The organism is Bacteroides sp. MSK.20.82, from assembly GCF_019052485.1.
Taxonomy (GTDB): Bacteria; Bacteroidota; Bacteroidia; order Bacteroidales; family Bacteroidaceae; genus Bacteroides; species Bacteroides thetaiotaomicron.
In genome coordinates, this window is the sequence record NZ_JAHQUN010000063.1 from 1 (window position 1) to 24,141 (window position 24,141).

The window sequence follows — 24,141 nt, forward strand, 5'->3', positions numbered from 1 at the left end:
GTTACAAATACTGAGCATCTCATTGACTGATAAGACTCATCTGAGAGACCTCTTTAATAAAACTAAATTTCAAAATGACAAAGAACGATTCGGACCAAATGGGCCAAGGTTGTTTAATTTTTAATTCGTCCCAATTTTAATGGGACACTAATGAACGAAGAACTAAAAAAAGAAGAATGAAGAATTGCTATGCAGCATACAGCGCAGCTAATTCTTCCTTCTTCTTTTTTAATTCTTTATTTAAATAATTTCTATTCCTTGCTCCTTACAAAGCTGCAATCCAAGATCTTTCAATCTGAATTTCTGAATTTTACCGCTGCCTGTCATCGGGAACTCCTTCACAAAAAAGACATATTTCGGTATCTTATAACGGGAAATCTTATTCTTACAGAAGTCACGAACGTCCGACTCATGCATTTCAACTCCTTCCTGCAAGATGATAAAAGCACCAACTGCTTCACCATATTTCTTAGAGGGAATTCCTGCTACCTGAACATCCTTTACCCCATCAAGCTTATAAAGGAATTCTTCGATTTCACGCGGATAGATATTTTCACCACCACGAATAATCATATCCTTGATACGCCCTGTGATCCGGTAATTTCCGTCCTCATCTTTAATACCTAAGTCGCCCGAATGCAGGAAGTTATCTTTATCAATCACTTCAGCCGTAGCTTCCGGATTCTTATAATACCCTTTCATCGTATTATATCCACGATTGCACATTTCGCCTTGTACGCCTACCGGACATTCTTCGCCGGTTTCAGGATCAATCACTCTGACTTCCGTAAATTCGAAGTCGCGCCCTACCGTATTACAACGTACATCAAACGAATCATCGATGCGGGTAGCGGTCATACCGGGAGCGGCTTCAGTCAGTCCATATACGCTGGTAACCTTCATGTACATCTTCTCTTCTACCTGTTTCATCAGTTCAACCGGACACAACGAACCTGCCATTATACCGGTACGCAGACAAGACATATCAAACAGGTCGAACATCGGATGGTGCAGCTCGGCAATAAACATCGTAGGCACCCCATAAAGAGCAGTACAGCGTTCCTTATGAATGGAAGCCAACACGACCAACGGATCAAACCGCTCTACCATCACCTGTGTACACCCATGAGTCAGACAGTTCATCGTAGCCAACACCACTCCAAAACAATGGAATAGCGGCACACAACAACAGAGTTTGTCATCCGCCGTAAACTTCATGTGTTCGCCGGTCAGAAAACCGTTGTTGGCAATATTATAATGAGTCAGCATCACTCCTTTCGGGAAACCGGTAGTTCCTGATGTATATTGCATATTCACTACATCATGACAGTCTACTTTACTTTTAAGTTCAGTCAGGCGGTCATCTTCCACATTATTCCCTAGCAGCAAGATTTCCGCAGTATTATACATTCCCCGATGTTTCTCCTGACCGACGTATATCACATTCTTCATATACGGAAAGCGTTCACTCTTCAAATGACCGCGTTCGCAGGTTTTCAGTTCAGGAAGCATCGTATACGTCATTTGCACAAAATCACTGTCCTTTTCACCATTGACGATACAAAGTGTATGCATATCGGAATTCTGGCAAAGATACTCCAGCTCGGCCTGCTTATAATTCGTATTCACCGTGACGTATACCGCACCAATCTTGGCACAAGCATACAGCAATGTCAGCCAATCGGGCACGTTCGCCGCCCAAATACCGACATGAGTACCACGTTCCACACCAACAGCGATCAGTCCTTTCGCCATATCATCCACACGCTGGTTTAGCTGGCTCCATGTAAAACGAAGATTACGGTCGGAATAAACGATATATTCCTTATCGGGAGTCTCTTCAGCCCAATGTTCCAGCCATTGCCCAAGAGTACGTTCAAATAATTGCATGCGATTATTCTTAATATTTGGTATCTGATTTTATTAAATCGGAGTGTAGACTACAGCCAATATTTTAGCAGCCTGCCCTTCGTAAGCATGTACATGATGTGGAACGATAGAATCATAGTAAATACTATCACCTTCTTCCAGCAAATAGGTATTCTTACCATAGCTGATTTCCATAACCCCTTCCATAACCATGATAAACTCTTCTCCTTCATGCGAAGAAAGCACAAAGTCGCTGTCCTCTGTCGGCATCACGTCAATGATAAACGGCTCCATGTGACGATCCGCTTTCGATTTAGACAATGAATGATATTCCATGTGCTTGCGTGAATGAATCGCATTATTGGAAAAGCTGATGGCATCTTTAGCCTCTTTTTTACGGCATACCACAGGCCCGATTTCATCCTGATCATCCAGGAAAGTTCCCAGACGCACACCCAGCACACGCGCTATTTTAATCAGCGGTGCAAGAGACGGTATATCGATGTTATTTTCAATTCGTTCGATCTGCTCGATAGCCAAACCCGAACGCTGTGCCAATTCCTCTATACTTATTGATTTATCTTCCCGGAGCGCTTTAATTTTCTCTCCAACAATCTTACTCGTATCCATATTGAAAGTTTTTTAGTTAGCAAAGGTGATAAATTAGAATAATTTGGTTGCAAAAATAGCAAAATCTTTAGATGAACACAATTATAATCCTAAAATATCTCCAGTAATATATCTCTTTTCACCTACTCCCCTATAAAATGAATAAAGTGATTATATAGTCTGGAGATTAACACTAATTAAACTCGGAATTTTCATATTATCATTATTTTTTCTTTTCTTGTAAAATCATAAGTAGTTATTGTTAAACCTCTAAATATATAGCTTATGAACACACACAATCAATTCACAAGTAGTAAAGAGAGAATCCAACAAGTATAGTTATGCTAACACTCGACGTTCCCCTGCCTTCAAATTACTGATCACTCAAAATACAATGAGAATACGCTCCATAATCATCATTTTCTGCCTCCTATCAAGTATAGCCGTGCAAATCCATAGCCAGCAAGTTGCGGATTCTATATTCGCAACTTACTTTGCCCGTTCACAAGCCTACGCCGATGCATATCCACGCGAGAAAGCCTATCTGCACTTGGACAACACCAGTTACTACATCGGAGACACGATATGGTATAAGGCATACGTAGTAACGGCCGAGCAAAACCAGCCTAGCCCAATCAGTACCCCCCTTTATGTAGAACTATTAGACCAACTGGGAAATACTAGTGAACGGCAAATCATACAGTTGCGGGATGGAGAAGGAGAAGGACAATTCATACTGACAAAAGCCTTATTCTCGGGCTTTTACGAGATCAGGGCTTATACGAAGTGGATGTTGGCATTCAGTGAAAAGCAATATTTCTCGCGTACGATCCCTGTATATAGAAAACGGAGGAGCGAAGTAGACGAAAACCGGAGCATCATCACCTACCGAATGGACGAATCTATGAAGCAACGTCCGCGTTCAAAAGAAAAAGATTTCATGATTCGATTCTTCCCGGAAGGTGGACAATTAGTAGAGGGAGTACCTTCAGTCGTTGCATTCGAAGCGACAAGTAAAGAAGAAGGTACAGTAGGCATTTCAGGAACTGTTTATGGGCCGGATGATGTAGAACTTGCACAATTTACAACTCTCCACGACGGTATGGGATGCTTTACATACACCCCTACAGACAAACAAGCCAAAGCTGTAGTGACCTATCAAGATAAAAAATACTCATTTCAGCTACCGAAGGCTTTACCCCAAGGATATGTGCTAAATGTGACGTCTAAAGAAAAAGCATTAGTCATCAAAGTTCTCAGAAATTCGACAAGTCTCAAAGATACACTGGCTTTATTCATATCACATCAAGGACGTCCGCTCATGTATCAGACCATTGATTTTAAAGATCAAACAGTATATCATCTCCCGTTATCCACTCAGGGATTGCCGGGAGGAGTCATACAACTCTCTTTAATGAATAGCAATGGGGCAACGTTATGCGAGCGTTTTTGCTATGTGATGCCTTCTCCATCTTTACAGTTAACAGCCACATCCACCAATGCATTATACTATCCTTTTGAACCAATTGAGTATCATATCTCAATGAAAAACCATACAGGTCAACCAATACAAGGACATTTCTCCGTAGCGGTCCGGGATGCTTTAAAATCAGACTTCCAACGGTTCGATCAGACAATTTACACAGACCTTTTACTTACATCAGATCTGAAAGGATACATTCATCAACCTGGATATTATTTCGCAAACAATTCTCCCAGACGAAGAGTGGCATTAGATAATCTGTTGATGATTCACGGATGGAGAAAATATGATATAAGCCAAGCCATCAGTGCCACTCCAGAAATACCAATCTATCTGCCGGAAACGAGACTGACTCTGCATGGGCAGGTAACATCTTTTCTGAGAAACAAAGAGCAAAAAGATATCTCTGTAAGCGTCATTGCCCGGAGAGATACGATATCAGCAGCAGGTACTACGGTCACAGACTCTTTGGGGTTCTTCCACATTCCAATGGATGCCTTCAATGGTTCCATGAGTGCGGCTATTCAAACTCGCCGTAAAGGAAAAAAGCTGAACTGGAAAACAAACATATCACTTTTCCGTAACTTTACACCCGAACTACGCAAATACGCTTACGAAGAGCTACATCCTAAATGGGAAGATATTAGCGGACTCAGTTGGTGGAGCAGTCTCTCCGACTCTCTTTATCTAGATTCAATTATGGGACACGACACTCATTTGTTGGATCAGGTAACGATTAAAGCCAAACGTACGAAATACAAAAAAATTCTAGCTTTCGAGCAATCTGTAAGAGCTTATTATGATATCCCTAAGGAACTGGATCGAATGCGCGATGAAGGAAAATTCATAGACTATTTCCCTTGGCTAATGACCACATTAAATCCCAATATTCAAGTGAAGTCTAAGTGGAAGGGAGATCCACCATTTATAACCATGAAATACAAGAATCATTATATATTATGCGTCATAAATGGAGTTCTTTACTCAACATTTGATCGGGAGCTTTTTATAGATAAAAATATCGATGCGATAAAATCTGTTATGATTTGCGACGGCACGACAGCAAGTGCCGGAATTGATGACGACAGCGCTTATCACCTGAGCGACGAAAGTCTAAAAAATCACATGGAAACTTCCAGACTCTCTCCCTTTGAAGAAAAAGCTCTCAAAAGTTATCTGAACAACACAACTCCCTATAATCAACCGGGAAATCAATTTGCAATTTGCTATATCACCACCATCGACAATTGGGACCCGGAAAAGAAGTACCAATCACGTGGTATCCGAAACACACAAATCCAAGGTTACTCCCAACCTATTGAATTTTATTCACCCTATTATCCGGATATCAGTAAAGGACAAGGCAATGACCACCGCCGTACAATCTATTGGAATCCTAAAGTTACCACCGACAAAAATGGAGAAGCCATCATTCGCTGTAATAATGCGAACTCGTCTACATTCCTGACAATTAGTTGTGAAGCACTATACAACGGACAGCCGACTGCAATCAATGTGCACAGCATAAAATACTAATCCACCCTTCATTGAAAGCCAATAAAAAAACCGTTTCTCAATGTGAGAAACGGTTTTTAATCTTTTCGCGGCAAGTAGATTACTTACGCAAACCAAGTTCTTTAACAATAGAACGATATCTTGTGATATCTTTGTCCTTCAGGTAATTCAGCAAACGGCGACGTTTAGCTACCAACATTGTTAAAGCTCTCTCTGTACTATAATCTTTTCTGTTGAGCTTCATGTGCTCAGTCAGGTGAGAAATACGGTAGGAAAACAAAGCTATCTGCGCTTCAGTTGAGCCAGTATCAGAGTTAGACTTCCCGTACTTTCCAAAGATTTCTTGCTTTTCAGCTGCGTCTAAATACATAATTTTTAGAATTTTGATATAGTAAATTATTCTTTTGAGCGTGCAAAGATAGACATTATCTTTATATCTCACAACGTTTTACAAGAAAAAAATGGGGCTATTGCATTTATTTCTAATCCTATTTTCGTACCTTTGCAGCCAAATAATAGGTATTATATGCAAAATATTCGAAACATTGCAATCATTGCCCATGTTGACCATGGGAAAACAACGCTGGTTGACAAGATGTTGCTGGCCGGAAATCTATTCCGCAGCAATCAAAATAGTGGTGAACTTATCCTGGATAACAACGACCTGGAACGTGAACGTGGTATAACGATCCTTTCTAAAAATGTATCCATCAATTACAACGGTACTAAAATTAACATCATTGATACTCCGGGACACAGCGACTTCGGTGGTGAAGTAGAACGCGTATTGAATATGGCAGATGGCTGCATTCTGTTAGTCGACGCTTTCGAAGGTCCGATGCCCCAAACACGTTTCGTACTTCAGAAAGCACTGGAAATCGGTTTGAAACCAATCGTGGTAGTAAATAAGGTAGATAAGCCTAACTGCCGCCCTGAAGAAGTTTACGAAATGGTTTTCGACCTGATGTTCAGCCTCAACGCAACAGAAGACCAACTGGACTTCCCCGTTATTTACGGTTCCGCCAAAAATAACTGGATGAGCACAGACTGGCAAAAGCCGACAGATACCATTACCCCGCTGCTGGATTGTATTATTGAAAATATTCCTGCTCCCGAACAACTGGAAGGTACTCCGCAGATGCTGATTACTTCTCTGGATTATTCTTCTTATACCGGTCGTATTGCCGTAGGTCGCGTACATCGCGGTACCTTGAAAGAAGGTATGAACATCACGCTGGTAAAACGTAATGGCGATATGTTCAAATCTAAAATTAAAGAGCTTCATGTATTTGAAGGTTTGGGACGCGTAAAGACAAACGAAGTTTCATCAGGAGATATCTGTGCATTGGTAGGTATCGAGGGATTTGAGATCGGAGATACAGTCTGCGATTTCGAAAATCCGGAAGCATTACCGCCAATCGCTATTGACGAGCCGACGATGAGCATGCTATTTGCCATCAATGACTCTCCGTTCTTCGGAAAAGACGGTAAGTTCGTGACTTCACGCCACATCCACGACCGCCTGATGAAAGAACTTGATAAGAATCTGGCACTCCGTGTAAGAAAGAGTGAGGAAGACGGCAAATGGATTGTTTCCGGCCGTGGCGTACTTCACCTTTCTGTATTGATCGAGACTATGCGTCGTGAAGGATACGAACTGCAAGTAGGTCAACCACAGGTTATCTTTAAAGAAATCGACGGCGTCAAGTGCGAACCGATCGAAGAACTGACAATCAACGTACCGGAAGAATATTCAAGCAAGATCATCGATATGGTTACCCGCCGCAAAGGTGAAATGGTGAAGATGGAAAATACAGGCGAACGTATCAACCTTGAATTCGACATGCCTTCACGTGGTATCATCGGTCTTCGTACCAACGTACTGACCGCTTCTGCCGGTGAAGCTATCATGGCACACCGTTTTAAAGAATATCAGCCGCACAAGGGAGAAATCGAACGCCGTACCAATGGCTCCATGATCGCAATGGAAAGCGGAACTGCTTTTGCCTATGCCATCGATAAATTGCAGGATCGCGGTAAGTTCTTCATCTTCCCGCAGGACGAAGTATATGCAGGTCAGGTAGTAGGGGAACACTCCCATGACAACGACCTGGTTATCAACGTTACAAAATCCAAAAAGCTTACCAACATGCGTGCTTCCGGATCTGATGACAAAGTTCGTCTGATTCCGCCTGTTCAGTTCTCACTCGAAGAGGCATTGGAATATATCAAAGAAGATGAATACGTAGAGGTAACTCCGAAAGCAATGCGTATGCGCAAAGTCATTCTGGACGAAATCGAGCGTAAACGCGCGAACAAATCGTAAGCAATAGCCCGAGATAATGCAGAAAGCCCGCCGGATTTTATCTAGCGGGCTTTTTCTATTTCCAGTTCATGCATATTCAGCAACTTCTTTACGATCCAGTAGCCGACCCTAGCTTTATAAAAGTTTTTTTAATACAAGATCACCCCCACCAGACCTGCCAGACAAATCAGCAGAATAGGATGCAAATCCCATTTCCAGGTGATAAGGAATGCTCCTGCAAAAATCCCTATACTTTTATAATCAATAAAATTCTCCCTGTTCATCATCAACAAGGCAGCCGAGGCAATCAATGCCACTGACATGGGAAGCAAGCCGGACATCGCTGCTTTTATGTATTTATTATCCTTGCATTTCGCAAAGAAATAGGAAATGAGCAATACGAGAATAAAAGAGGGCAGACACACCGCTACGGTAGCAAGTACCGCTCCCCATACACTGTGTGTCACTGCATAGCCCACATAAGTAGCACTATTAATTCCAATCGGCCCCGGAGTCATCTGCGAAATTGCCACCACATCCGTAAATTGTTGGGGAGTCAGCCAATGGTGGAGATCTACAATTTCATGCTGAATCAACGAAAGCATCGCATAACCACCTCCGAAACCAAACGTACCTATCTTCAGATACACCCAAAGTAACTGTAAATATATCATGCCTTTATATCTTTAATCTTATTTTTCAACCACAGAGTATACACTAATCCACCGGAAATCCCCGCCAATACCACATAAATAGGAGAAAGCCCGAATTGCCAGATCAGTACTGTGGCAATCACAGGAGCTATCAGTTGCACATACTTCAAATGCAAAGCTCTGACCGCAGATATACAAGGAAACAAAATCAGCGCCACTACAGCCGGACGTATCCCGTTGAAGATACGAATCATCACCTCATTGTCCTGAAAACGAGCAAAGAACATGGCAATCAACATCATAATGACAAATGAAGGGAGAATAGTCGCCAACGCACAAACCAGACTTCCGCTAACCTTATGAAGTTTATATCCCACGAAAATGGATATATTTACCGCAAAAACTCCGGGCAACGATTGAGTCAAGGCAAACATTTCCATAAATTCGTCCTTGCTCATCCAGTTTTTCTTTACTATTTCCCGTTCTATCAAAGGAATCATAGCATATCCCCCGCCAATGGTAAACATACCAATTTTCGCGAATGTACAAAAGAGTTTTAAATAAGTAATAATCATGTATTTATCTGCGTTTTATCGAACATAATTCAGATTAACAAAGATACAAAATCACCTTCATATAAACAAAAAAAGGCGGTCCCGAAAGGAACCGCCCACATTTTGCATTACATATCTATTGCCTAAGAGGCTTAGAGTTTCGGACCAGCAGCAACTAAAGCCTTACCAGCTTCGTTACCTGTAAATTTAGCGAAGTTCTTGATGAAACGTCCAGCCAAATCTTTTGCTTTTTCTTCCCATTGGCAAGCACATTCGTAAGTGTCGCGTGGGTCAAGGATCTTCGGATCAACACCCGGAAGTTCTGTAGGAACAACAAAGTCGAAGTAAGGCATAACCTTAGTAGGAGCTTTGTCGATAGAACCGTCAAGGATAGCGTCGATGATACCACGAGTATCTTTGATAGAGATACGTTTGCCGGTACCATTCCAACCAGTGTTAACCAAGTATGCCTTAGCACCAGTTTTTTCCATCTTCTTCACCAGTTCTTCACCGTATTTAGTTGGGTGCAGTGACAAGAAAGCAGCACCGAAACAAGCCGAGAATGTCGGAGTCGGTTCAGTGATACCACGTTCTGTACCAGCCAATTTAGCTGTAAAACCAGACAAGAAGTAATATTTAGTTTGTTCTGCGTTCAGGATAGATACCGGAGGCAATACACCGAATGCGTCAGCTGACAAGAAAATAACTTGTTTAGCGTGAGGACCTTTAGACACCGGTTTAACGATGTTTTCGATGTGATAGATAGGATAAGAAACACGAGTGTTTTCAGTTACTGACTTGTCAGCGAAGTTGATTTCGCCTTCAGCGTTAACTGTACAGTTTTCCAACAAAGCATCGCGTTTGATAGCATTCCAGATGTCCGGTTCACTTTCTTTATCCAAGTTGATAACTTTAGCGTAGCAACCACCTTCGAAGTTGAATACACCTTCGTCATCCCATCCGTGTTCGTCATCACCGATCAACAAACGTTTCGGGTCAGTAGACAAAGTAGTCTTACCTGTACCTGACAGACCGAAGAAGATAGCTGAGCTCTTGCCTTCTTTATCTGTGTTAGCAGAGCAGTGCATAGAAGCCATACCGTTCAAAGGCAATAAGTAGTTCATGTAAGAGAACATACCTTTCTTCATTTCACCACCGTACCAAGTATTCAGAATAACCTGGATCTTTTCAGTCAAGTTGAATACAACTGCAGTTTCAGAGTTCAAGCCCAGCTCTTTGTAGTTTTCAACTTTAGCTTTAGAAGCGTTCATGATAACGAAATCAGGTTCACCGAAGTTAGCCAGTTCTTCAGCTGTCGGACGGATGAACATGTTTGTTACGAAGTGAGCTTGCCATGCTACTTCCATGATGAAGCGCAGTTTCAAGCGAGAGTTTTCGTTAGCACCACAAAAAGCGTCAACTACGAACAGTCTCTTGTTAGAAAGTTCTTTAGTTGCCAAATCTTTCACAGCTGCCCAACATTTAGCGTCAACTGGTTTGTTGTCGTTTTTGTATTCTTCAGAAGTCCACCATACTGTATTTTCGCTGGTTTCGTCTTTTACGAAGAATTTATCTTTAGGAGAACGTCCTGTATAAACGCCAGTCATTACGTTTACAGCGCCCATGTTAGTTACCTGGCCTTTTTCAAAACCTTCCAAACCTGGTTTTGTTTCTTCAGCGAACAAAACGTCATAAGACGGATTGTGCACAATCTCGGTCACACCTGTGATACCGTACTTGCTTAAATCTAAATTTGCCATTTTTTTTGAATTAATTAAAATTGGTATTTCGTTTTATTATCTCTTTTCACCTGAACATGAGGAGCTTTGGGTGCCTCCTTGTAAATCCGGGTACAAAAGTAATACTTTCTTTGAAAAGGAAGAAGGGATTAGAGAAATTTTTCCCTAATTGAATCTCTTTTATAAATTCCTAACAATATCTGCAAACTGAATATTGCAATTTGAAAGATTATCGTTTACTTTGCAAGCCAGAACGTTCTCAATACGATGAAAATGAGATTAAATTATGATTAAACTATAATATGAAAGTAATTGATTTTAGCCAAACAAATTCGATTCTAAACCAGTACATATCCGAAATCAGAAATGTAGAAGTTCAGAATGACCGCCTGCGTTTCCGCCGTAACATTGAACGGATCGGAGAAATCATGGCTTACGAAATGAGCAAAGAGTTCCGATACTCAGTAAAAAACATCCGGACACCACTGGGCATTGCTCCCGTCAGCACACCGGACAACCAGCTTGTCATCAGTACCATCCTCCGCGCCGGCCTTCCTTTTCACCAAGGCTTCCTAAGCTATTTCGACGGAGCAGAAAATGCATTTGTGTCCGCCTATCGTAAATATAAAGATACCCTGAAATTTGATATACATATAGAATATATCGCATCTCCGCGTATTGACGACAAAACGCTGATTATCACCGATCCGATGCTGGCTACAGGCGGCAGTATGGAACTGAGTTATCAGGCCATGCTTACCAAAGGCCATCCCGCCGAAATTCACGTAGCTTCGATCATTGCCAGCCAACATGCAATCGATCATATCAAGAACGTATTTCCCGAAGACAAAACAACCATCTGGTGTGCTGCCATCGATCCTGAAATCAATGAACATTCCTATATTGTACCGGGGCTGGGCGACGCAGGCGATCTGGCTTACGGAGAAAAAGAGTAATTTCGATTAAAGATTCCTTCGATATTGCTGCGGCGACATCCCCATTTGCTTCTTGAAGAATGTGCCAAAATAAGAAGCATTGGGGAAGCCGAACTCATTGGAAATCTCCTGAATATTTTTTTGCGTATTCTTCAACAAAGAGATACACTTACGGATAATCGCCTTGAATACAAGTTCCTGCACCGTATACCCACAGATGCTTTTGGAAAGAGCCGAAAGGTATTTCGGAGACAGACAGAGTTTATCCGCATAGAATTCCACACTCCTTTCCTGCATATAATATTGCTCTATCAACTGGATGAGACGAACAAATATCTCATTTTTCCGCCCGCCCGTTTCTTGTCCGGCACTAATCAATTTACGGTTATAGACCGAACAAATACGATAGGTCAGTGCCAGCAGAAGAAGTTTCTGCTCATAAAGGCTAAACGCACTCTCCTCCATTTCCAGCACACTGTCTATCAAAGACATATACTTCATAATCTCATCTTCCTCGCCGGTATTCCATACACAAGAGAGTTCCGGAGTAAGTTTCGAATACATATACATGGAAACCACCGAGTTGCCGATAATATCACGTATCGGTTCTATCTGATAGGCAAGAATAAAAATTTCCACATCTTCGGTCTCCTGAAGTACTTGAAACCAAGATTCTTCATGAATAAACAAGGTTTCACCCGCCTTGGCTGAAGCGCACTTATTATCAAGAGAAAACTGGAAACTACCTTGCCGGCAGACAACCAAACCAAGCCCCTGCATCAGAAAAGGTTCTTTTAAAGAAGATGGAAAACAACTGAGCACACCTCCCGAACTGCATATATTCTTTCCGCTTTTCAGATCACGGTCAAGCTGTAATAAACGTTCCTGCTGAGTATCCATAACACTGACTCACTGATAAATTACTATTGAAAAACGATACTAAGTTAGCAATTTTCGTTTGGGATAAGGCACTACGAGCACAAAAATCATACAAATAACGCCTGCATAAATAGTCCACCCCGCCATTTCTTTCACAGCAGAGAGCGTAGCCTGCACCTGTATCCGCCCCTTGACGGACATGGCAGCCATGTTATGCGCTTCCGTTTCACTCTTTCCCTGATACTGCATTCCCTGCACGGTATTGGTATACGAAGCAGAAGCTTCGGGGTTTACCAGATCAACATTTTGTGCATAACGGGTAATATAATGTTGCTGGCGTTCCTGCAGTACATTTGAATAAATAGCCCCTCCGATCCCCGGTCCCAGTACCATACGGACGGTAAGCATAATGCAAATCCAGGTAGAAAGATATTTAAAAGGCATCCGCTGATTGGCATAAGCTGCTGTCAATGCATATAAAATCATCATTCCAATGGTACGAATAATTACGGGATACTTCATTCGTTCGTAAAGTCCGGCTGTCTGCACTTCAAAGTACATGAATCCTGCCGACAATGCCAGAAAGAAAAAGCCGAGAGCAAAAAGATATTTCAGATGCACCCCTTTAGACCCCAATACGATGGAAATCAAGGCACCGATAAAATAACCGACCATACACCAGTTTGCCAGCGATGCATTCTGTAAATTATCCAGGTGCATCCCGACTCCTGCATACACATTGACAAACATCGCACTGGAATTGATAATCATCAGCAGTAAATAAAGCAAAGCCCCCATACGAATGGTACGCAACCTCAGCGCCCCCAAAATAAAGTAGGAAGACCGCCGGGTAACATCCATATAAAGAAAAATCCCGGCAAAAAGGATACTGATCGCCGTTGCCCAGCAAATAGAGGTATCATCATACCAATCCAGCACCTTGCCATAAACCAGCACATAAGTGATGCACGTCAATGATACGCAAAATGCGGTCACATTGCCGAATTTGCGGAAATTGATGGGGAAACGTCCGGCGAAACCATGATTAGGCATCGTAATGAACAGTATCAGAATGGAAAGCAGCAGAATACCCATCATAAAATAGTATACATATTTCCATTCGTATTCGAAAGCCAGCCAAGCCGTTAGCGCCGTACCCATTTGCCCCAGGATCATAAAAAACAGATAAACTACCGGCTGGCTGACACATTTTTCGATATCCAGCTTATTCCATCCCGTCGCGTCTTTCGGTTCCATGCCGGGAGTAATATTACGCGTTGCCTCCATGCCAAAAGCATATTTGATCAGCGTAAACAGATTGACCATCATCAGTACCATACGCAGGAACCCTGTCAGCAGGCTGCAGAGTGCCAGCAAAAAGATACTGTCGGTTTTGGCACATACATAGCTGAATACATACATCAGTGCAAAACCTGCGATACACATCAGTTTCTCCCGTCGTATACAAACCAGTTCATACAAGAAGGGAGCAAATGCCGCCATACCGATGGAAGTCACAAAATTGGCAAACTGAATATGCTCGGAAATAATACCCAAGCCGCTCATCATCTCGGTACTGTTCACAGAGTATACCCCGCCCACCGAAAGAATCGGCAGGAAAAAGAACAGCAGGATAATAATACCTATCGGTTTGGGCACCCAATTGTAAAAAGGATAATTTCTAGGACACGAAGGCATGGCTATCAGAGTTTAGCTTTTACTACTACCATCATACCCGCCGCCAGCTTATCATTGTCTTCCTTCGATAAATCCGTAAAATCAATACGGACAGGGATACGCTGCTGTATTTTCACAAAGTTTCCGGCAGAATTGTCAGTCGGCACCAATGAATATTTAGAACCCGTCGCCCCGGATATAGCAGTTACTTTGCCTGCAAATTCTTTCTTGCTGATGGCATCTACCGTGATAGCCACCTCCTGCCCGATGCGGAGATTCTCTATCTGCGTTTCTTTATAATTAGCAATAATCCATTTTTGTGTATCGGGCAGAATATATGTAATGCATTGCCCTGCTGTAATAAACTGCCCTTCTTCCAGAGAACGTCTGCCTAACTTGCCATCGCAAGGAGCCAGTACAACCGTATACGATAGATTCAGTCGTGCCATTTCAAGCGCAGCCGTAGCACGCTGAATGGCAGCTTCCGTATTCTCACGACGGTGAGATACTTCATTCACTCCCGAAAGAGCCGCCTCCCGCTGGCGCCTGGTTGCTTCCAGCTTCTTAAAGGTAGCTTCATACTCCGTTGTAATCTGTTCCAACTGGATAGGTGTCGCCGCATTTCGTTTGACCAGATTTTCATACCGCTGACGGTCTTTCTCCAATTTTGCCAGCCGGATTTCTATTTCAGCTATAGACGCATCATACACAGATGCAGTTGTTTGCGTAGTCTGCAAGGTAGCATTTATCACAGTGGCGCCTGCCTGCGCATCCTTCAGTGCAGCCTCAGCTTCCATCACCCGGATTTTATATTCGCGGTCGTCCAGCACCAGCAAGGTATCACCTTTGCGTACCTGCTGATGTTCCGTAAAATAAATCTTATTAATATAGCCCGATGCACGCAGATTGACAGGCGACACATATTGCTCTATCTGCGCATCATTGCTGGTTTCCGTCTGCCTATAGCCCAGAAAGAGAAAAACAATTTCAATTACTCCCCAAGCAATTACAGCAACTCCAAACAGACTTACTACAATCTGCCAGCGGCGTAATTTTCTCATTTTCTTAGCTTTCTCCTGATGCGTACTAGAGACTGTATTATTTTCCTTTGTTTCCATATGAATGATTCAATTAGTTATCTGTTATTTGAACAGGGATGAGATCTGTCCGGTTAGTTTCAGTAACATCAGGTTGGTCACCCGATAATTATAATGTGCACTAATGTAGTTGTTCTGTGCCTCGCTCATCCGCATTTCATCCTGCAGAACTTCAGTCATTGAAGTGATTCCTTCCCGGTAGCGGTCGGTAGTAACCGTATACACTTCTTCGGCAAGCAGATAATTGTCTTTCTGTTTCTTAAAGTTCCGCTGGTTATTCATCAAGTCATTTACAGCATTCAGATACTGTGTTTGCAGATTCTTCTGTGTATCCAACCGTGAAAGTTTCATGGTTTCAATATCGATCATTGCTTTCCGGATCTTATACTTCTTATCCAAACCATCAAAAATAGGAATACGCAAAGTCAGTCCCACTCCATAAGAACGGAACCAATGATTGGACGGACCGGAATGAAACCAATGATAAGCCTCATCAGTATAAGCGGCAAACCTCCAGTTTCCCGTCAGATTGAGAGAAGGAATATAGCCATTACTGATCAATCGTTTCTGCCGCTCTGCCAGCTGCACCTGTGATTGAAGCAACTGAAGCTCATAGAGGTTTTCCGACAACCCGGTCAAAGCAACCGTAGCGATACTGTCCGTGTTTACCGGCAATAAACCGATTTCTTTTTCCGCCGGATAATCCATGATATACTTCAACATATTAAGTTGTTGTGTCATCATCGCCTGTGCATTGTCATACTGCACTTTCAGATTTTCCAGATTAATATTCACCCGCTTCAGATCAACTTCCATCGCCATTCCATTATCAAAGAAAGCCTGTGTGATATTTCTCAGTTCTTCCAATCGGGTGATATTGGCTTTTATCAATGCAATCTGTTCCGCAGTGACCTGTCCCAGATAGTACATTTTACTGATCTGCAAGATCAGATCTTCCCGTGCCTTTTCATACGAAAGCCGGCTCATCTCATCCACAATCTCTGCTATGGAAATCGAAGTATAGAGAGTCTGATTATAAAGCGGCATCTGCAATTCTACCCCGACATTGGCACCATATTGCAGCGTTCGGGTGATATTATAAGGTACTCCATAGGAAGAGCCGTCTGTTACTGAGACAGGCGGATCGATATTATCATTAAAGTTGGCAAAGCCATTGATTTGCGGCAACAACTTCACCCGATTCTCCGAAATGCCATACTTACTTTTCTGCATCGCTTTTCGTTTTCCCTGTAAAGAGAGATTGTTCTCAATCCCTATACGAAGGCAGTTCTCCAGAGTCAGAATATTCTGTGCGCCTCCATGAATGGCAGGGAGGCAAAAAAAGGTAAAAATGAACAATAGTCTTTTCATAATAATCGCTCTATATTCAGGCACAAATTTAATGGGTTGCGACAAAATGGGACTATCCATATATCGACTGTTTATGTTCATATTTTCCTTTTTCAGTCCTGATTTCCGCCTTAATTATTATAATGTCACTATATTAATAGACAAATCTTCGTCCTTTGTCGATTTCCTTTTCTTCTGTTTAAAGAACCACTTAACTTTGGAATATAAAATCAATTAACAGCAAAACAGCGTTTGTTTTTCATAATTTTTTAGTGAATGCATAAGCGGCTCTCTTCGGGATGAAGAGAGCCGCTTAAGGTATATAGAGTACAATATAGTACAAGATCAGAAAAAAGTTTAAGAGTTCTCAGCCTCCTTTTTTTTCGGAGTTGTTAACTTCTTCTTGCTGAACCAAATCAGAATCATCACCCCGATCAGCAATAAAGCCAGTGATGCATAAGCTATGCTTTCCGTTATATGCAAGCTCTGCGGGTCAAACCACATCTCAATCGTATGCTTGCCTGCGGGGACATTCATTACACGCAAGATATAGTCAGCACGGGCAATATCCACCGGCTGTCCGTCAATCTTGGCCTGCCAGCCCGGATAATAGATCTCAGAGAAAACAGCCACCCCATCCTTAGCAGAAGAAGTCTCATATACCAGGCGATTCGGTTCATAGCTGGTCAGACGGATGACAGACAAGGAATCCTTATAACCTTCTGTCACACCCTTCAACTGATCTTTAAACTTCGCATCGACCACTGCTGTCTCCCTTGGAAGAATATCATTCAGCGCATCAATCTCTTCATTTGCATTATTGACATACTGCACCTTATCCACAAACCAGGCGTTACCATACGCATAAGGGTTCTCAACAGGAACCGTCTGCCCTTGTTGTCCGGCAGGGAAGATAAAGTACTTCGTATTCAGCATATTCAGCACACGGAATTTAGAAGCGTCCACACTATCCATCGCACCGCCTGCGGCGGCAACTTCCTGATAGGCATCCTTCATTTCCGGAGTTATATGATGATCGATCATTTCCTGATAACGACGCAACTTGGCCGCATGATAACCACCCACACTCTTATGCCAATATGAGGTATTATTTTCATTGAAAGTATTGCCGGGAAATCCTACGAAATTCAACACCCGATAATTCAAAGCCGTATCCTGAAGAATTATCTCATCCGTCTGAGTTTTAACGAATGCTCCTGTCTGGTTTGACTTTGATACAAATTGTTCATCATTCAAATAGCGCTTATTGACAGTCCACATATCAATCAGACACAGAAGCACGATACCTGTCATAGTAAAAGAAGCCTTCAACTTTTTCTGCTGATAAAGGAATAATAAGAAGCATCCTACTACTATAATAAAGAAACTGCGCCATGCATCCGAAGTCAGCATCGCCTTACGCATTTCGGCCAGATTCGTAATAATTGGAGATAAATACTCAGCAGGCAGTCCTTGCTGCAGAGCTGCCATCTCTTGTGCCGGAATATAACTAGAGAAGAAAACTCCCGGGGCAACAGCCAGAATCAGTGAAACACCGGCTGTCAATACCAAAGTGATAATTACTCCTGTCCGATTTTCTTTCAACTTTAATATTTCCGGTTTAGCCAGCACTTCTTTTAAGGCAAAGACCGCTAATAAAGGTATCGTAAATTCAGCTATAACTAGGATAGAAGATACGGCACGGAACTTGTTATACATCGGTACATAATCGATAAAAAAGTCCGTAAGTCCCATAAAATTCTTTCCCCACGAAAGTAGAATAGAGAAGATGGTAGCTCCCAGTAAAGCCCATTTCAGCGGTCCTTTGACAATAAAGCACCCCAATATAAACAGAAACAAAACAAAAGCTCCCACATAGACCGGTCCGGAAGTCATGGGCTGATCGCCAAAATACTGTGTCAGCTGCGAATAGATGTTACTATACATCGGATTCGCTTTTGCCATAGCTGTCTCATTCTTGGATAACGGAACCGATGCTCCTCCCTTTACATTCGGAACCAGCAAAGTAAGCGTTTCACCAATTCCATAACTCCAGTTCGTTATATAGTTACGGTCCAGTCCGCTGCTGGTCTGATTAGCTGCAGGCCCTTCCTGTTTCAGTTCACTCTTCCCGCGCATAGTCTCCTTACTATACTCATAAGTATGGTATAGATTGGAGAGGTTCGCACACACTCCTATCATCGCAGCCAATGCCAGAACGGCACTTGCCTTGAAAAAATGTGGCAGTTCCTTCTTCTTATAAGCATCTTCAAAGTAAGCTCCTACAAAAAACAGGATGACAAACATGAAGTAGTAACTCATCTGAATATGGTTCGACTGAATCTGAAGCGCGATAAACAAAGCGGTAATAATCCCTCCCAACAGATATTTCTTCCGATAAGCCAGTACAATACCGGCAATCGTAGGCGGAATATAAGCCAATGTGACAAATTTCCAGATATGCCCTGCCGATATCAAAATAAAGAAATAGGAGGAGAAGGCCCAGATAATCCCCCCTAAAGCAGATAACCAGACAGATAGCCCGAATGCCCGCAAAAGGATATAAAACCCGAGCATCATGATGAAAGTCAGCACCACATAAGGCGGAAGATACAAATGATAGATGTTTTCTATCCACTTCAGCGGTTTGGTAGAATCATAACTCGGAGACATCTGATAGGTAGGCATGCCACCAAAAAGAGAGTTTGTCCAGCGGGTACGTTCTCCTGTACGTTCAAGATATTCCTGAGCTTCTTGACCGGCTCCCACTCCAGCCACCGTATCGTGCTGAAACAGAATACGACCTTCGATATCAGCCGGAAAAAAATAAGCAAAAGAAAGAATGATAAAAGCTAAAATAGCAATTAAGTCGGGAAGGAACTTCTTCATAAAATTGACAATTGACAATTGACAATTGACAATTGAAGGTCAACAATAACAGCCCGGCAGATCACTCGTTCCATATAGCTGTTCATTGTCATTTGTCAACTGTCAATTGTCAATTAAATTAGTATCTATAATGTTCAGCCTTATAAGGTCCGTCTACCGATACACCGATATAAGCGGCCTGTTCCGGAGTCAGCTTCGTCAGTTTCACCCCGATCTTTTCGAGATGCAGGCGAGCTACTTCTTCATCCAGGTGCTTCGGCAAGCGGTATACATTTACTTCGTATTTCTTGTTGAACAACTCGATCTGAGCCAGTGTCTGATTGGTAAATGAGTTACTCATCACGAATGACGGATGGCCTGTCGCACATCCCAGATTCACCAGACGACCGTCAGCCAGCAAAAGAATGCTGTGACCATCCGGGAAATAATAGCGGTCTACCTGCGGCTTGATGTTTACACATTTGATGCCCGGATAATGTTTCAACGCATCCACCTGGATTTCATTATCGAAGTGTCCGATGTTACATACGATCGCCTGATCTTTCATTTTCTCCATGTGGTCAATGCGAATAATATCGATATTACCCGTAGTAGTCACGAAGATATTACCTTCGGCACAGGCATCTTCCATCGTTACGACTTCGAAACCTTCCATAGCAGCCTGCAACGCACAGATCGGATCGACTTCCGTCACAAGCACACGCGCACCATAAGAGCGCATTGAATGCGAACATCCCTTGCCCACATCACCGTAACCACATACAACCACTACCTTACCGGCAATCATCACATCGGTCGCTCTCTTGATACCGTCAGCCAGTGACTCACGACATCCATAGAGATTATCAAACTTAGACTTGGTAACCGAATCGTTCACATTAAATGCCGGGAATAGCAATTTGCCTTCTTCCTGCATCTGATACAAACGGTGTACACCGGTCGTTGTCTCTTCCGATACGCCTCGCATTTCCTCAGCCACACGATGCCAGCGAGTCTTATCCTCAGCCAATACTTTTTTCAGAATGGCATTCAGTTCGATTTCATCTTCCGCATGCACTTCCTTGTCCAATACGGCAGCATCATTCTCTGCATCATAACCGACATGAATCATCATAGTAGCGTCACCACCATCGTCTACAATCACGTTCGGACCTTTTCCGCCGGGGAAATTCAATGCTTGCAATGTGCACCACCAGTAATCGGCAAGATTCTCGCCTTTCCATGCAAATACTGCAACACCGGAAGCGGCAATCGCAGCAGCAGCATGATCCTGTGTTGAATATATATTACAAGAGCACCAGCGGACTTCAGCTCCCAATGCAACCAGTGTTTCAATCAGTACGGCGGTCTGGATGGTCATATGTAATGATCCCATGATACGGGCACCTTTTAATGGTTTGGATTCTCCATACTTTTCGCGTAGAGCCATCAGGCCGGGCATTTCTTTTTCTGCCAAATCGATTTCCTTGCGTCCGAAATCAGCAAGTGTAATATCTGCCACTTTATAAGGCAGAGTAGAGAATAATTCTGTAGACATATTGTAAATCATTTAAAATGTAATTGGTGCAAAGATAGAACATTCTGATTAGTAGGGCAAAAGCTATCCTTCTTTTTTATAAAAAAAACACTTACACCGGGCTCCCATTGGCTAACCAATATAATATGCATATATAAAATGCGGTGAACATCTTACTAATGTCCACCGCATTTTATATATGACAATCAACGTTACTTCTTTTCAGCTTTCGTTATCGGCGCGCTCAGCATTTCCTTATACTTCGCAGGATCATTCAATACCTTTATTGCTTCCTGCAAATCATCATCATCCTTCAGTTGCTCGATAATACCACCTCTCTGGAAATAATAACGCTTGATAATTTCATTAGCAATCATTCTCTTGATATCCTTAGAGAAATAATCCAGGTCACGGTCAAGATTATGATTCAACTTCTTTTCCAGTGCCTTGAACTCTTCGGCAGCATCTGTCATATAGCCTTCAAATTCAGCAGCCTCTTTCAGTGTTTTCAGAATCTTCTCACTCTGCTGGTCATATTTGAAATCGGCCTTCTTCACCAGTTCCTTGAAATCATTGTAATCAGCATCCGTCACTACAAACTTTTCAGGAGCAGCTACAGTAGGATGCTTCAAGCAGTATTGAGTTGCATAGTCAAAAATCAGATTATCACGTACGAGATAGAACAAGATATTCGGGAGTTTTTCCTGCTTGACAGTAATATCAGGCATTACACCACCTCCGTCACGTACTTCACGTCCGGCAGCAGTATAGAATACGTTAGTCAGACTGTCGGGAATCGTCCCCACACTTCCATCTTCGTTCCGGTGCTTATAGTCGATCGCCTGCACACAACGTCCGCTTGGGATATAATATTTGGAAGTAGTCACTTTCATCATTCCTCCATAAGGTAAAGAACGGGGAACCTGTACAAGTCCCTTTCCAAATGTACGGTTACCAACAATAACGGCACGATCAAGGTCTTGCAATGAGCCCGACAGGATTTCTGAAGCAGAAGCCGTACCACTGTTTACCAATACGGCAATCGGAATATCCAGATCCAGCGGTTCACGCAAAGTCTTGTATGTGTTGCTTGCCTGTTTCGTCTTTCCCTTGGTGGTTACGATTACTTTTCCACGGGGCAGGAAGTAATTGGCAATTTCCACTGCTTCATCCAACAGACCGCCACCGTTATTACGGAGGTCGATGACCAGAGAAGTAGCTCCCTGTTTCTTCAGATCCAGCAATGCTTTTTTGAAATCCTTGGAAGGGTTGCCGGAGAATGTGCTCAGGCTGATATATCCCACCTTATTATCCATCACGGTAGCATATGGGATGGCAGGGGTCTGAATAGATTCACGTACGATAGTAAACTCCATCGGGGTTTGTCCGCCTTTCTCATTAGGACGCTCCACTTTCAGTTTAAAGCTCGTACCCGCCTGTCCGCGCAACATCTGGCTGACTTCCGAATTATTCTTTCCAAGGAGATCTTTTCCGTCTATTTCCATCAGGATATCTCCCGCCTTCAGTCCCGCTTTGGCCGCCGGAGTTCCTTCGAACGGTTCGGCAATCATGGAACGCTTCAGCTTCGTATTATAGGTAATAAGAGAACCGATACCTCCAAAGCTTCCTTTCACCATCTGCTCCAGTTCGCTTTGATCTTCCTCCGGGTAATATTCTGTATAAGGATCCAGCGAGAAAAGCATATTGTCGATTCCTTCGCGAATGGTCTTGTTCGGATCAATGGTATCCACGTAGAACATATCCAGTTCTTTCACAATCGCATTAAATGTATCCAGATTCTTGGCAATCTGGAAATTGCGGTCGTCTCCACTCTTAAAACTAAAGAAAGCTACAGTAGCTATTACAGCCACCAAAACAAGAGCTATCCGCCTATTCAGCAATTTTTTCATATATCTTTCATTAAAATGAGACGTAAAAGTAACTCAAACCTTGGTTATTCCGCCAGAACCTTGTTAATATTTAACTTAATTTCATCCCAGCGTTCCGGAGAGATTGTTGTTCCAATCACCTGAATAACATTTCCCGAGAGAATAGAACCAATTTTTGCACATTTTTCGAGCGAGTATCCGCACGTCAGACCATACAGAAATCCGGCAGCGAAATAATCGCCTGCGCCGGTGGTATCCAGAACTTTTTCTACAGGAATAGCCGACACTTTAATTTCTTCCGTACCTTTACGGATATAAGATCCGTTTGCTCCAACTTTCACAATAGCAATGCTGCATTTCTTGGCTATCACTCTCAGAGCTTCCTCCGGTTCTTCGCCGGTAAATGCTTTCGCTTCTTCCTCGTTTGCAAAAACGATATCCACATACTTATTTATTAATAAGGAGAAAAATTCCAGATCATTCTCCACGATATTATAACTTGCCATATCGAGACAGATTTGCAGACCAGCCTCTTTAGCCAGTTCGATGGCATGAAGAATCATTTCGTGATCCTGAACAAGGTATCCTTCTATAAATAAGTATGCATATCCTTTGAACATCTCCAATGTCAGATCTTCAGCTTTCAAAGAAGCGGCCGCTCCCAGATAAGTACCAAAAGTACGCTCTCCATCCTGAGAAATAAAAGTAGATGCCACTCCCGAAGGGAGCTGTTCGGAGGTCAATAAATTGTCTTCAATATTATTATTCTGCAGATTTTTCCGAAAAAAATCGCCATAATGATCATTTCCTACTTTTCCAATAAACCCTGTTCCGGCACCCAGACAAGCGAGTCCAAGTATGGCATTTCCTGCCGATCCACCTGTTGCCAGATGCGTTTTCATTTGTGAAAATTTTGTGTTAATCTGCTGTAACTTAGCGTCATCGATGAGTTGCATGCTTCCCTTGGGTAGTCCCAGTTCATCCAAGAGTGTATCGTCTTTCAGGGTTGCAAGTACGTCTATCAGGGCGTTGCCCAATCCTATTATTTTGTCCATTCTCAATATTTTTTTTGCAAAGATATTGCATATTTCAAAAAAACCTACTACTTTTGCATCGCAATTGAGAAAAACATTCTTCCTTAGCTCAGTCGGTTAGAGCATCTGACTGTTAATCAGAGGGTCC

General features: G+C 42.6%; 17 protein-coding genes and 1 pseudogene. 4 read left to right on the forward strand and 14 right to left on the reverse strand.

The window, feature by feature from the left end:
- Positions 1-124 (forward strand): annotated as a pseudogene (locus KTR07_RS25380) (IS4 family transposase); the annotation flags it as partial.
- Between the two features lie 116 nt (positions 125-240).
- Here the strand turns inward: KTR07_RS25380 and KTR07_RS25385 are convergent.
- Complete coding sequence (locus tag KTR07_RS25385; RefSeq protein WP_011108477.1) at positions 241-1,890, reverse strand: AMP-binding protein; 1,650 nt, start codon at positions 1,888-1,890, stop codon at positions 241-243.
- Positions 1,891-1,923: 33 nt separating this feature from the next.
- Positions 1,924-2,499, reverse strand: a complete 576-nt coding sequence (locus KTR07_RS25390; protein WP_008761981.1) for a helix-turn-helix domain-containing protein — start codon at positions 2,497-2,499, stop codon at positions 1,924-1,926.
- Positions 2,500-2,872: 373 nt separating this feature from the next.
- Between KTR07_RS25390 and KTR07_RS25395 the strand changes: the two genes are divergently transcribed.
- Positions 2,873-5,497 (forward strand): hypothetical protein, encoded by a 2,625-nt coding sequence (locus tag KTR07_RS25395; protein WP_117981324.1) that lies wholly within the window; start codon positions 2,873-2,875, stop codon positions 5,495-5,497.
- A gap of 79 nt (positions 5,498-5,576) precedes the next feature.
- Here the strand turns inward: KTR07_RS25395 and rpsO are convergent, their stop codons facing one another.
- Complete coding sequence (rpsO, locus tag KTR07_RS25400) at positions 5,577-5,846, reverse strand: 30S ribosomal protein S15 (protein ID WP_008761978.1); 270 nt, start codon at positions 5,844-5,846, stop codon at positions 5,577-5,579.
- Between the two features lie 156 nt (positions 5,847-6,002).
- Here rpsO and typA point away from each other — a divergent pair, with 156 nt between their 5' ends.
- Positions 6,003-7,802, forward strand: coding sequence for a translational GTPase TypA (gene typA, locus KTR07_RS25405; protein WP_008761977.1), 1,800 nt, complete (start codon positions 6,003-6,005; stop codon positions 7,800-7,802).
- Positions 7,803-7,930: 128 nt separating this feature from the next.
- Here the strand turns inward: typA and KTR07_RS25410 are convergent, their stop codons facing one another.
- From KTR07_RS25410 to pckA, 3 genes are all read right to left on the reverse strand, one after another.
- Positions 7,931-8,455, reverse strand: a complete 525-nt coding sequence (locus tag KTR07_RS25410; RefSeq protein WP_008761975.1) for a chromate transporter — start codon at positions 8,453-8,455, stop codon at positions 7,931-7,933.
- Complete coding sequence (locus KTR07_RS25415; RefSeq protein WP_008761974.1) at positions 8,452-9,009, reverse strand: chromate transporter; 558 nt, start codon at positions 9,007-9,009, stop codon at positions 8,452-8,454. Before KTR07_RS25415 ends, KTR07_RS25410 begins: the two co-directional genes overlap by 4 nt.
- A 131-nt stretch (positions 9,010-9,140) precedes the next feature.
- Positions 9,141-10,748: a phosphoenolpyruvate carboxykinase (ATP) gene (gene pckA / locus KTR07_RS25420; RefSeq protein ID WP_008761973.1), complete on the reverse strand. Its 1,608-nt coding sequence runs from the start codon at positions 10,746-10,748 to the stop codon at positions 9,141-9,143.
- Between the two features lie 281 nt (positions 10,749-11,029).
- Between pckA and upp the strand changes: the two genes are divergently transcribed.
- Positions 11,030-11,683, forward strand: a complete 654-nt coding sequence (gene upp / locus KTR07_RS25425) for a uracil phosphoribosyltransferase (protein ID WP_048693380.1) — start codon at positions 11,030-11,032, stop codon at positions 11,681-11,683.
- A gap of 6 nt (positions 11,684-11,689) precedes the next feature.
- On the opposite strand, the gene KTR07_RS25430 is transcribed toward upp, so the two are convergent.
- The 8 genes from KTR07_RS25430 to KTR07_RS25465 form a co-directional block, all read right to left on the reverse strand.
- Complete coding sequence (locus tag KTR07_RS25430; RefSeq protein WP_048693383.1) at positions 11,690-12,562, reverse strand: AraC family transcriptional regulator; 873 nt, start codon at positions 12,560-12,562, stop codon at positions 11,690-11,692.
- Between the two features lie 39 nt (positions 12,563-12,601).
- Positions 12,602-14,239, reverse strand: a complete 1,638-nt coding sequence (locus KTR07_RS25435; protein ID WP_113748092.1) for an MFS transporter — start codon at positions 14,237-14,239, stop codon at positions 12,602-12,604.
- 5 nt (positions 14,240-14,244) lie between these two features.
- On the reverse strand, positions 14,245-15,336 hold the full coding sequence (locus tag KTR07_RS25440; RefSeq protein WP_113748091.1) for an HlyD family secretion protein: 1,092 nt from the start codon (positions 15,334-15,336) through the stop codon (positions 14,245-14,247).
- Between the two features lie 24 nt (positions 15,337-15,360).
- Positions 15,361-16,686, reverse strand: coding sequence for a TolC family protein (locus tag KTR07_RS25445; protein WP_165938068.1), 1,326 nt, complete (start codon positions 16,684-16,686; stop codon positions 15,361-15,363).
- Between the two features lie 336 nt (positions 16,687-17,022).
- Positions 17,023-19,554: a YfhO family protein gene (locus KTR07_RS25450; protein WP_113748089.1), complete on the reverse strand. Its 2,532-nt coding sequence runs from the start codon at positions 19,552-19,554 to the stop codon at positions 17,023-17,025.
- Positions 19,555-19,672: 118 nt separating this feature from the next.
- A complete protein-coding gene (gene ahcY / locus KTR07_RS25455; protein ID WP_008765354.1) occupies positions 19,673-21,091 on the reverse strand; it encodes an adenosylhomocysteinase in 1,419 nt (472 codons plus the stop codon).
- Positions 21,092-21,282: 191 nt separating this feature from the next.
- The gene (locus KTR07_RS25460; RefSeq protein WP_008765353.1) at positions 21,283-22,980 is read right to left on the reverse strand and encodes a S41 family peptidase; all 1,698 of its coding nucleotides are present in this window, start codon (positions 22,978-22,980) and stop codon (positions 21,283-21,285) included.
- A 44-nt stretch (positions 22,981-23,024) separates the two neighbouring features.
- Entirely contained in the window at positions 23,025-24,014 is a 990-nt protein-coding gene (locus tag KTR07_RS25465; protein WP_008765352.1) for an adenosine kinase, read from the reverse strand.
- Positions 24,015-24,141 lie beyond the last annotated feature (127 nt).

What these genes read in the sequence shown, in the direction of transcription:
- KTR07_RS25465 (WP_008765352.1), bottom strand. Translation starts at nt 24,014, where the DNA reads ATGGACAAAATAATAGGATTGGGCAACGCCCTGATAGACGTACTTGCA.
- rpsO (WP_008761978.1), bottom strand. Translation starts at nt 5,846, where the DNA reads ATGTATTTAGACGCAGCTGAAAAGCAAGAAATCTTTGGAAAGTACGGG.
- KTR07_RS25450 (WP_113748089.1), bottom strand. Translation starts at nt 19,554, where the DNA reads ATGAAGAAGTTCCTTCCCGACTTAATTGCTATTTTAGCTTTTATCATT.
- ahcY (WP_008765354.1), bottom strand. Translation starts at nt 21,091, where the DNA reads ATGTCTACAGAATTATTCTCTACTCTGCCTTATAAAGTGGCAGATATT.
- upp (WP_048693380.1), top strand. Translation starts at nt 11,030, where the DNA reads ATGAAAGTAATTGATTTTAGCCAAACAAATTCGATTCTAAACCAGTAC.
- KTR07_RS25390 (WP_008761981.1), bottom strand. Translation starts at nt 2,499, where the DNA reads ATGGATACGAGTAAGATTGTTGGAGAGAAAATTAAAGCGCTCCGGGAA.
- KTR07_RS25415 (WP_008761974.1), bottom strand. Translation starts at nt 9,009, where the DNA reads ATGATTATTACTTATTTAAAACTCTTTTGTACATTCGCGAAAATTGGT.
- KTR07_RS25440 (WP_113748091.1), bottom strand. Translation starts at nt 15,336, where the DNA reads ATGGAAACAAAGGAAAATAATACAGTCTCTAGTACGCATCAGGAGAAA.
- pckA (WP_008761973.1), bottom strand. Translation starts at nt 10,748, where the DNA reads ATGGCAAATTTAGATTTAAGCAAGTACGGTATCACAGGTGTGACCGAG.
- KTR07_RS25410 (WP_008761975.1), bottom strand. Translation starts at nt 8,455, where the DNA reads ATGATATATTTACAGTTACTTTGGGTGTATCTGAAGATAGGTACGTTT.
- typA (WP_008761977.1), top strand. Translation starts at nt 6,003, where the DNA reads ATGCAAAATATTCGAAACATTGCAATCATTGCCCATGTTGACCATGGG.
- KTR07_RS25435 (WP_113748092.1), bottom strand. Translation starts at nt 14,239, where the DNA reads ATGCCTTCGTGTCCTAGAAATTATCCTTTTTACAATTGGGTGCCCAAA.
- KTR07_RS25385 (WP_011108477.1), bottom strand. Translation starts at nt 1,890, where the DNA reads ATGCAATTATTTGAACGTACTCTTGGGCAATGGCTGGAACATTGGGCT.
- KTR07_RS25395 (WP_117981324.1), top strand. Translation starts at nt 2,873, where the DNA reads ATGAGAATACGCTCCATAATCATCATTTTCTGCCTCCTATCAAGTATA.
- KTR07_RS25460 (WP_008765353.1), bottom strand. Translation starts at nt 22,980, where the DNA reads ATGAAAAAATTGCTGAATAGGCGGATAGCTCTTGTTTTGGTGGCTGTA.
- KTR07_RS25445 (WP_165938068.1), bottom strand. Translation starts at nt 16,686, where the DNA reads ATGAAAAGACTATTGTTCATTTTTACCTTTTTTTGCCTCCCTGCCATT.
- KTR07_RS25430 (WP_048693383.1), bottom strand. Translation starts at nt 12,562, where the DNA reads ATGGATACTCAGCAGGAACGTTTATTACAGCTTGACCGTGATCTGAAA.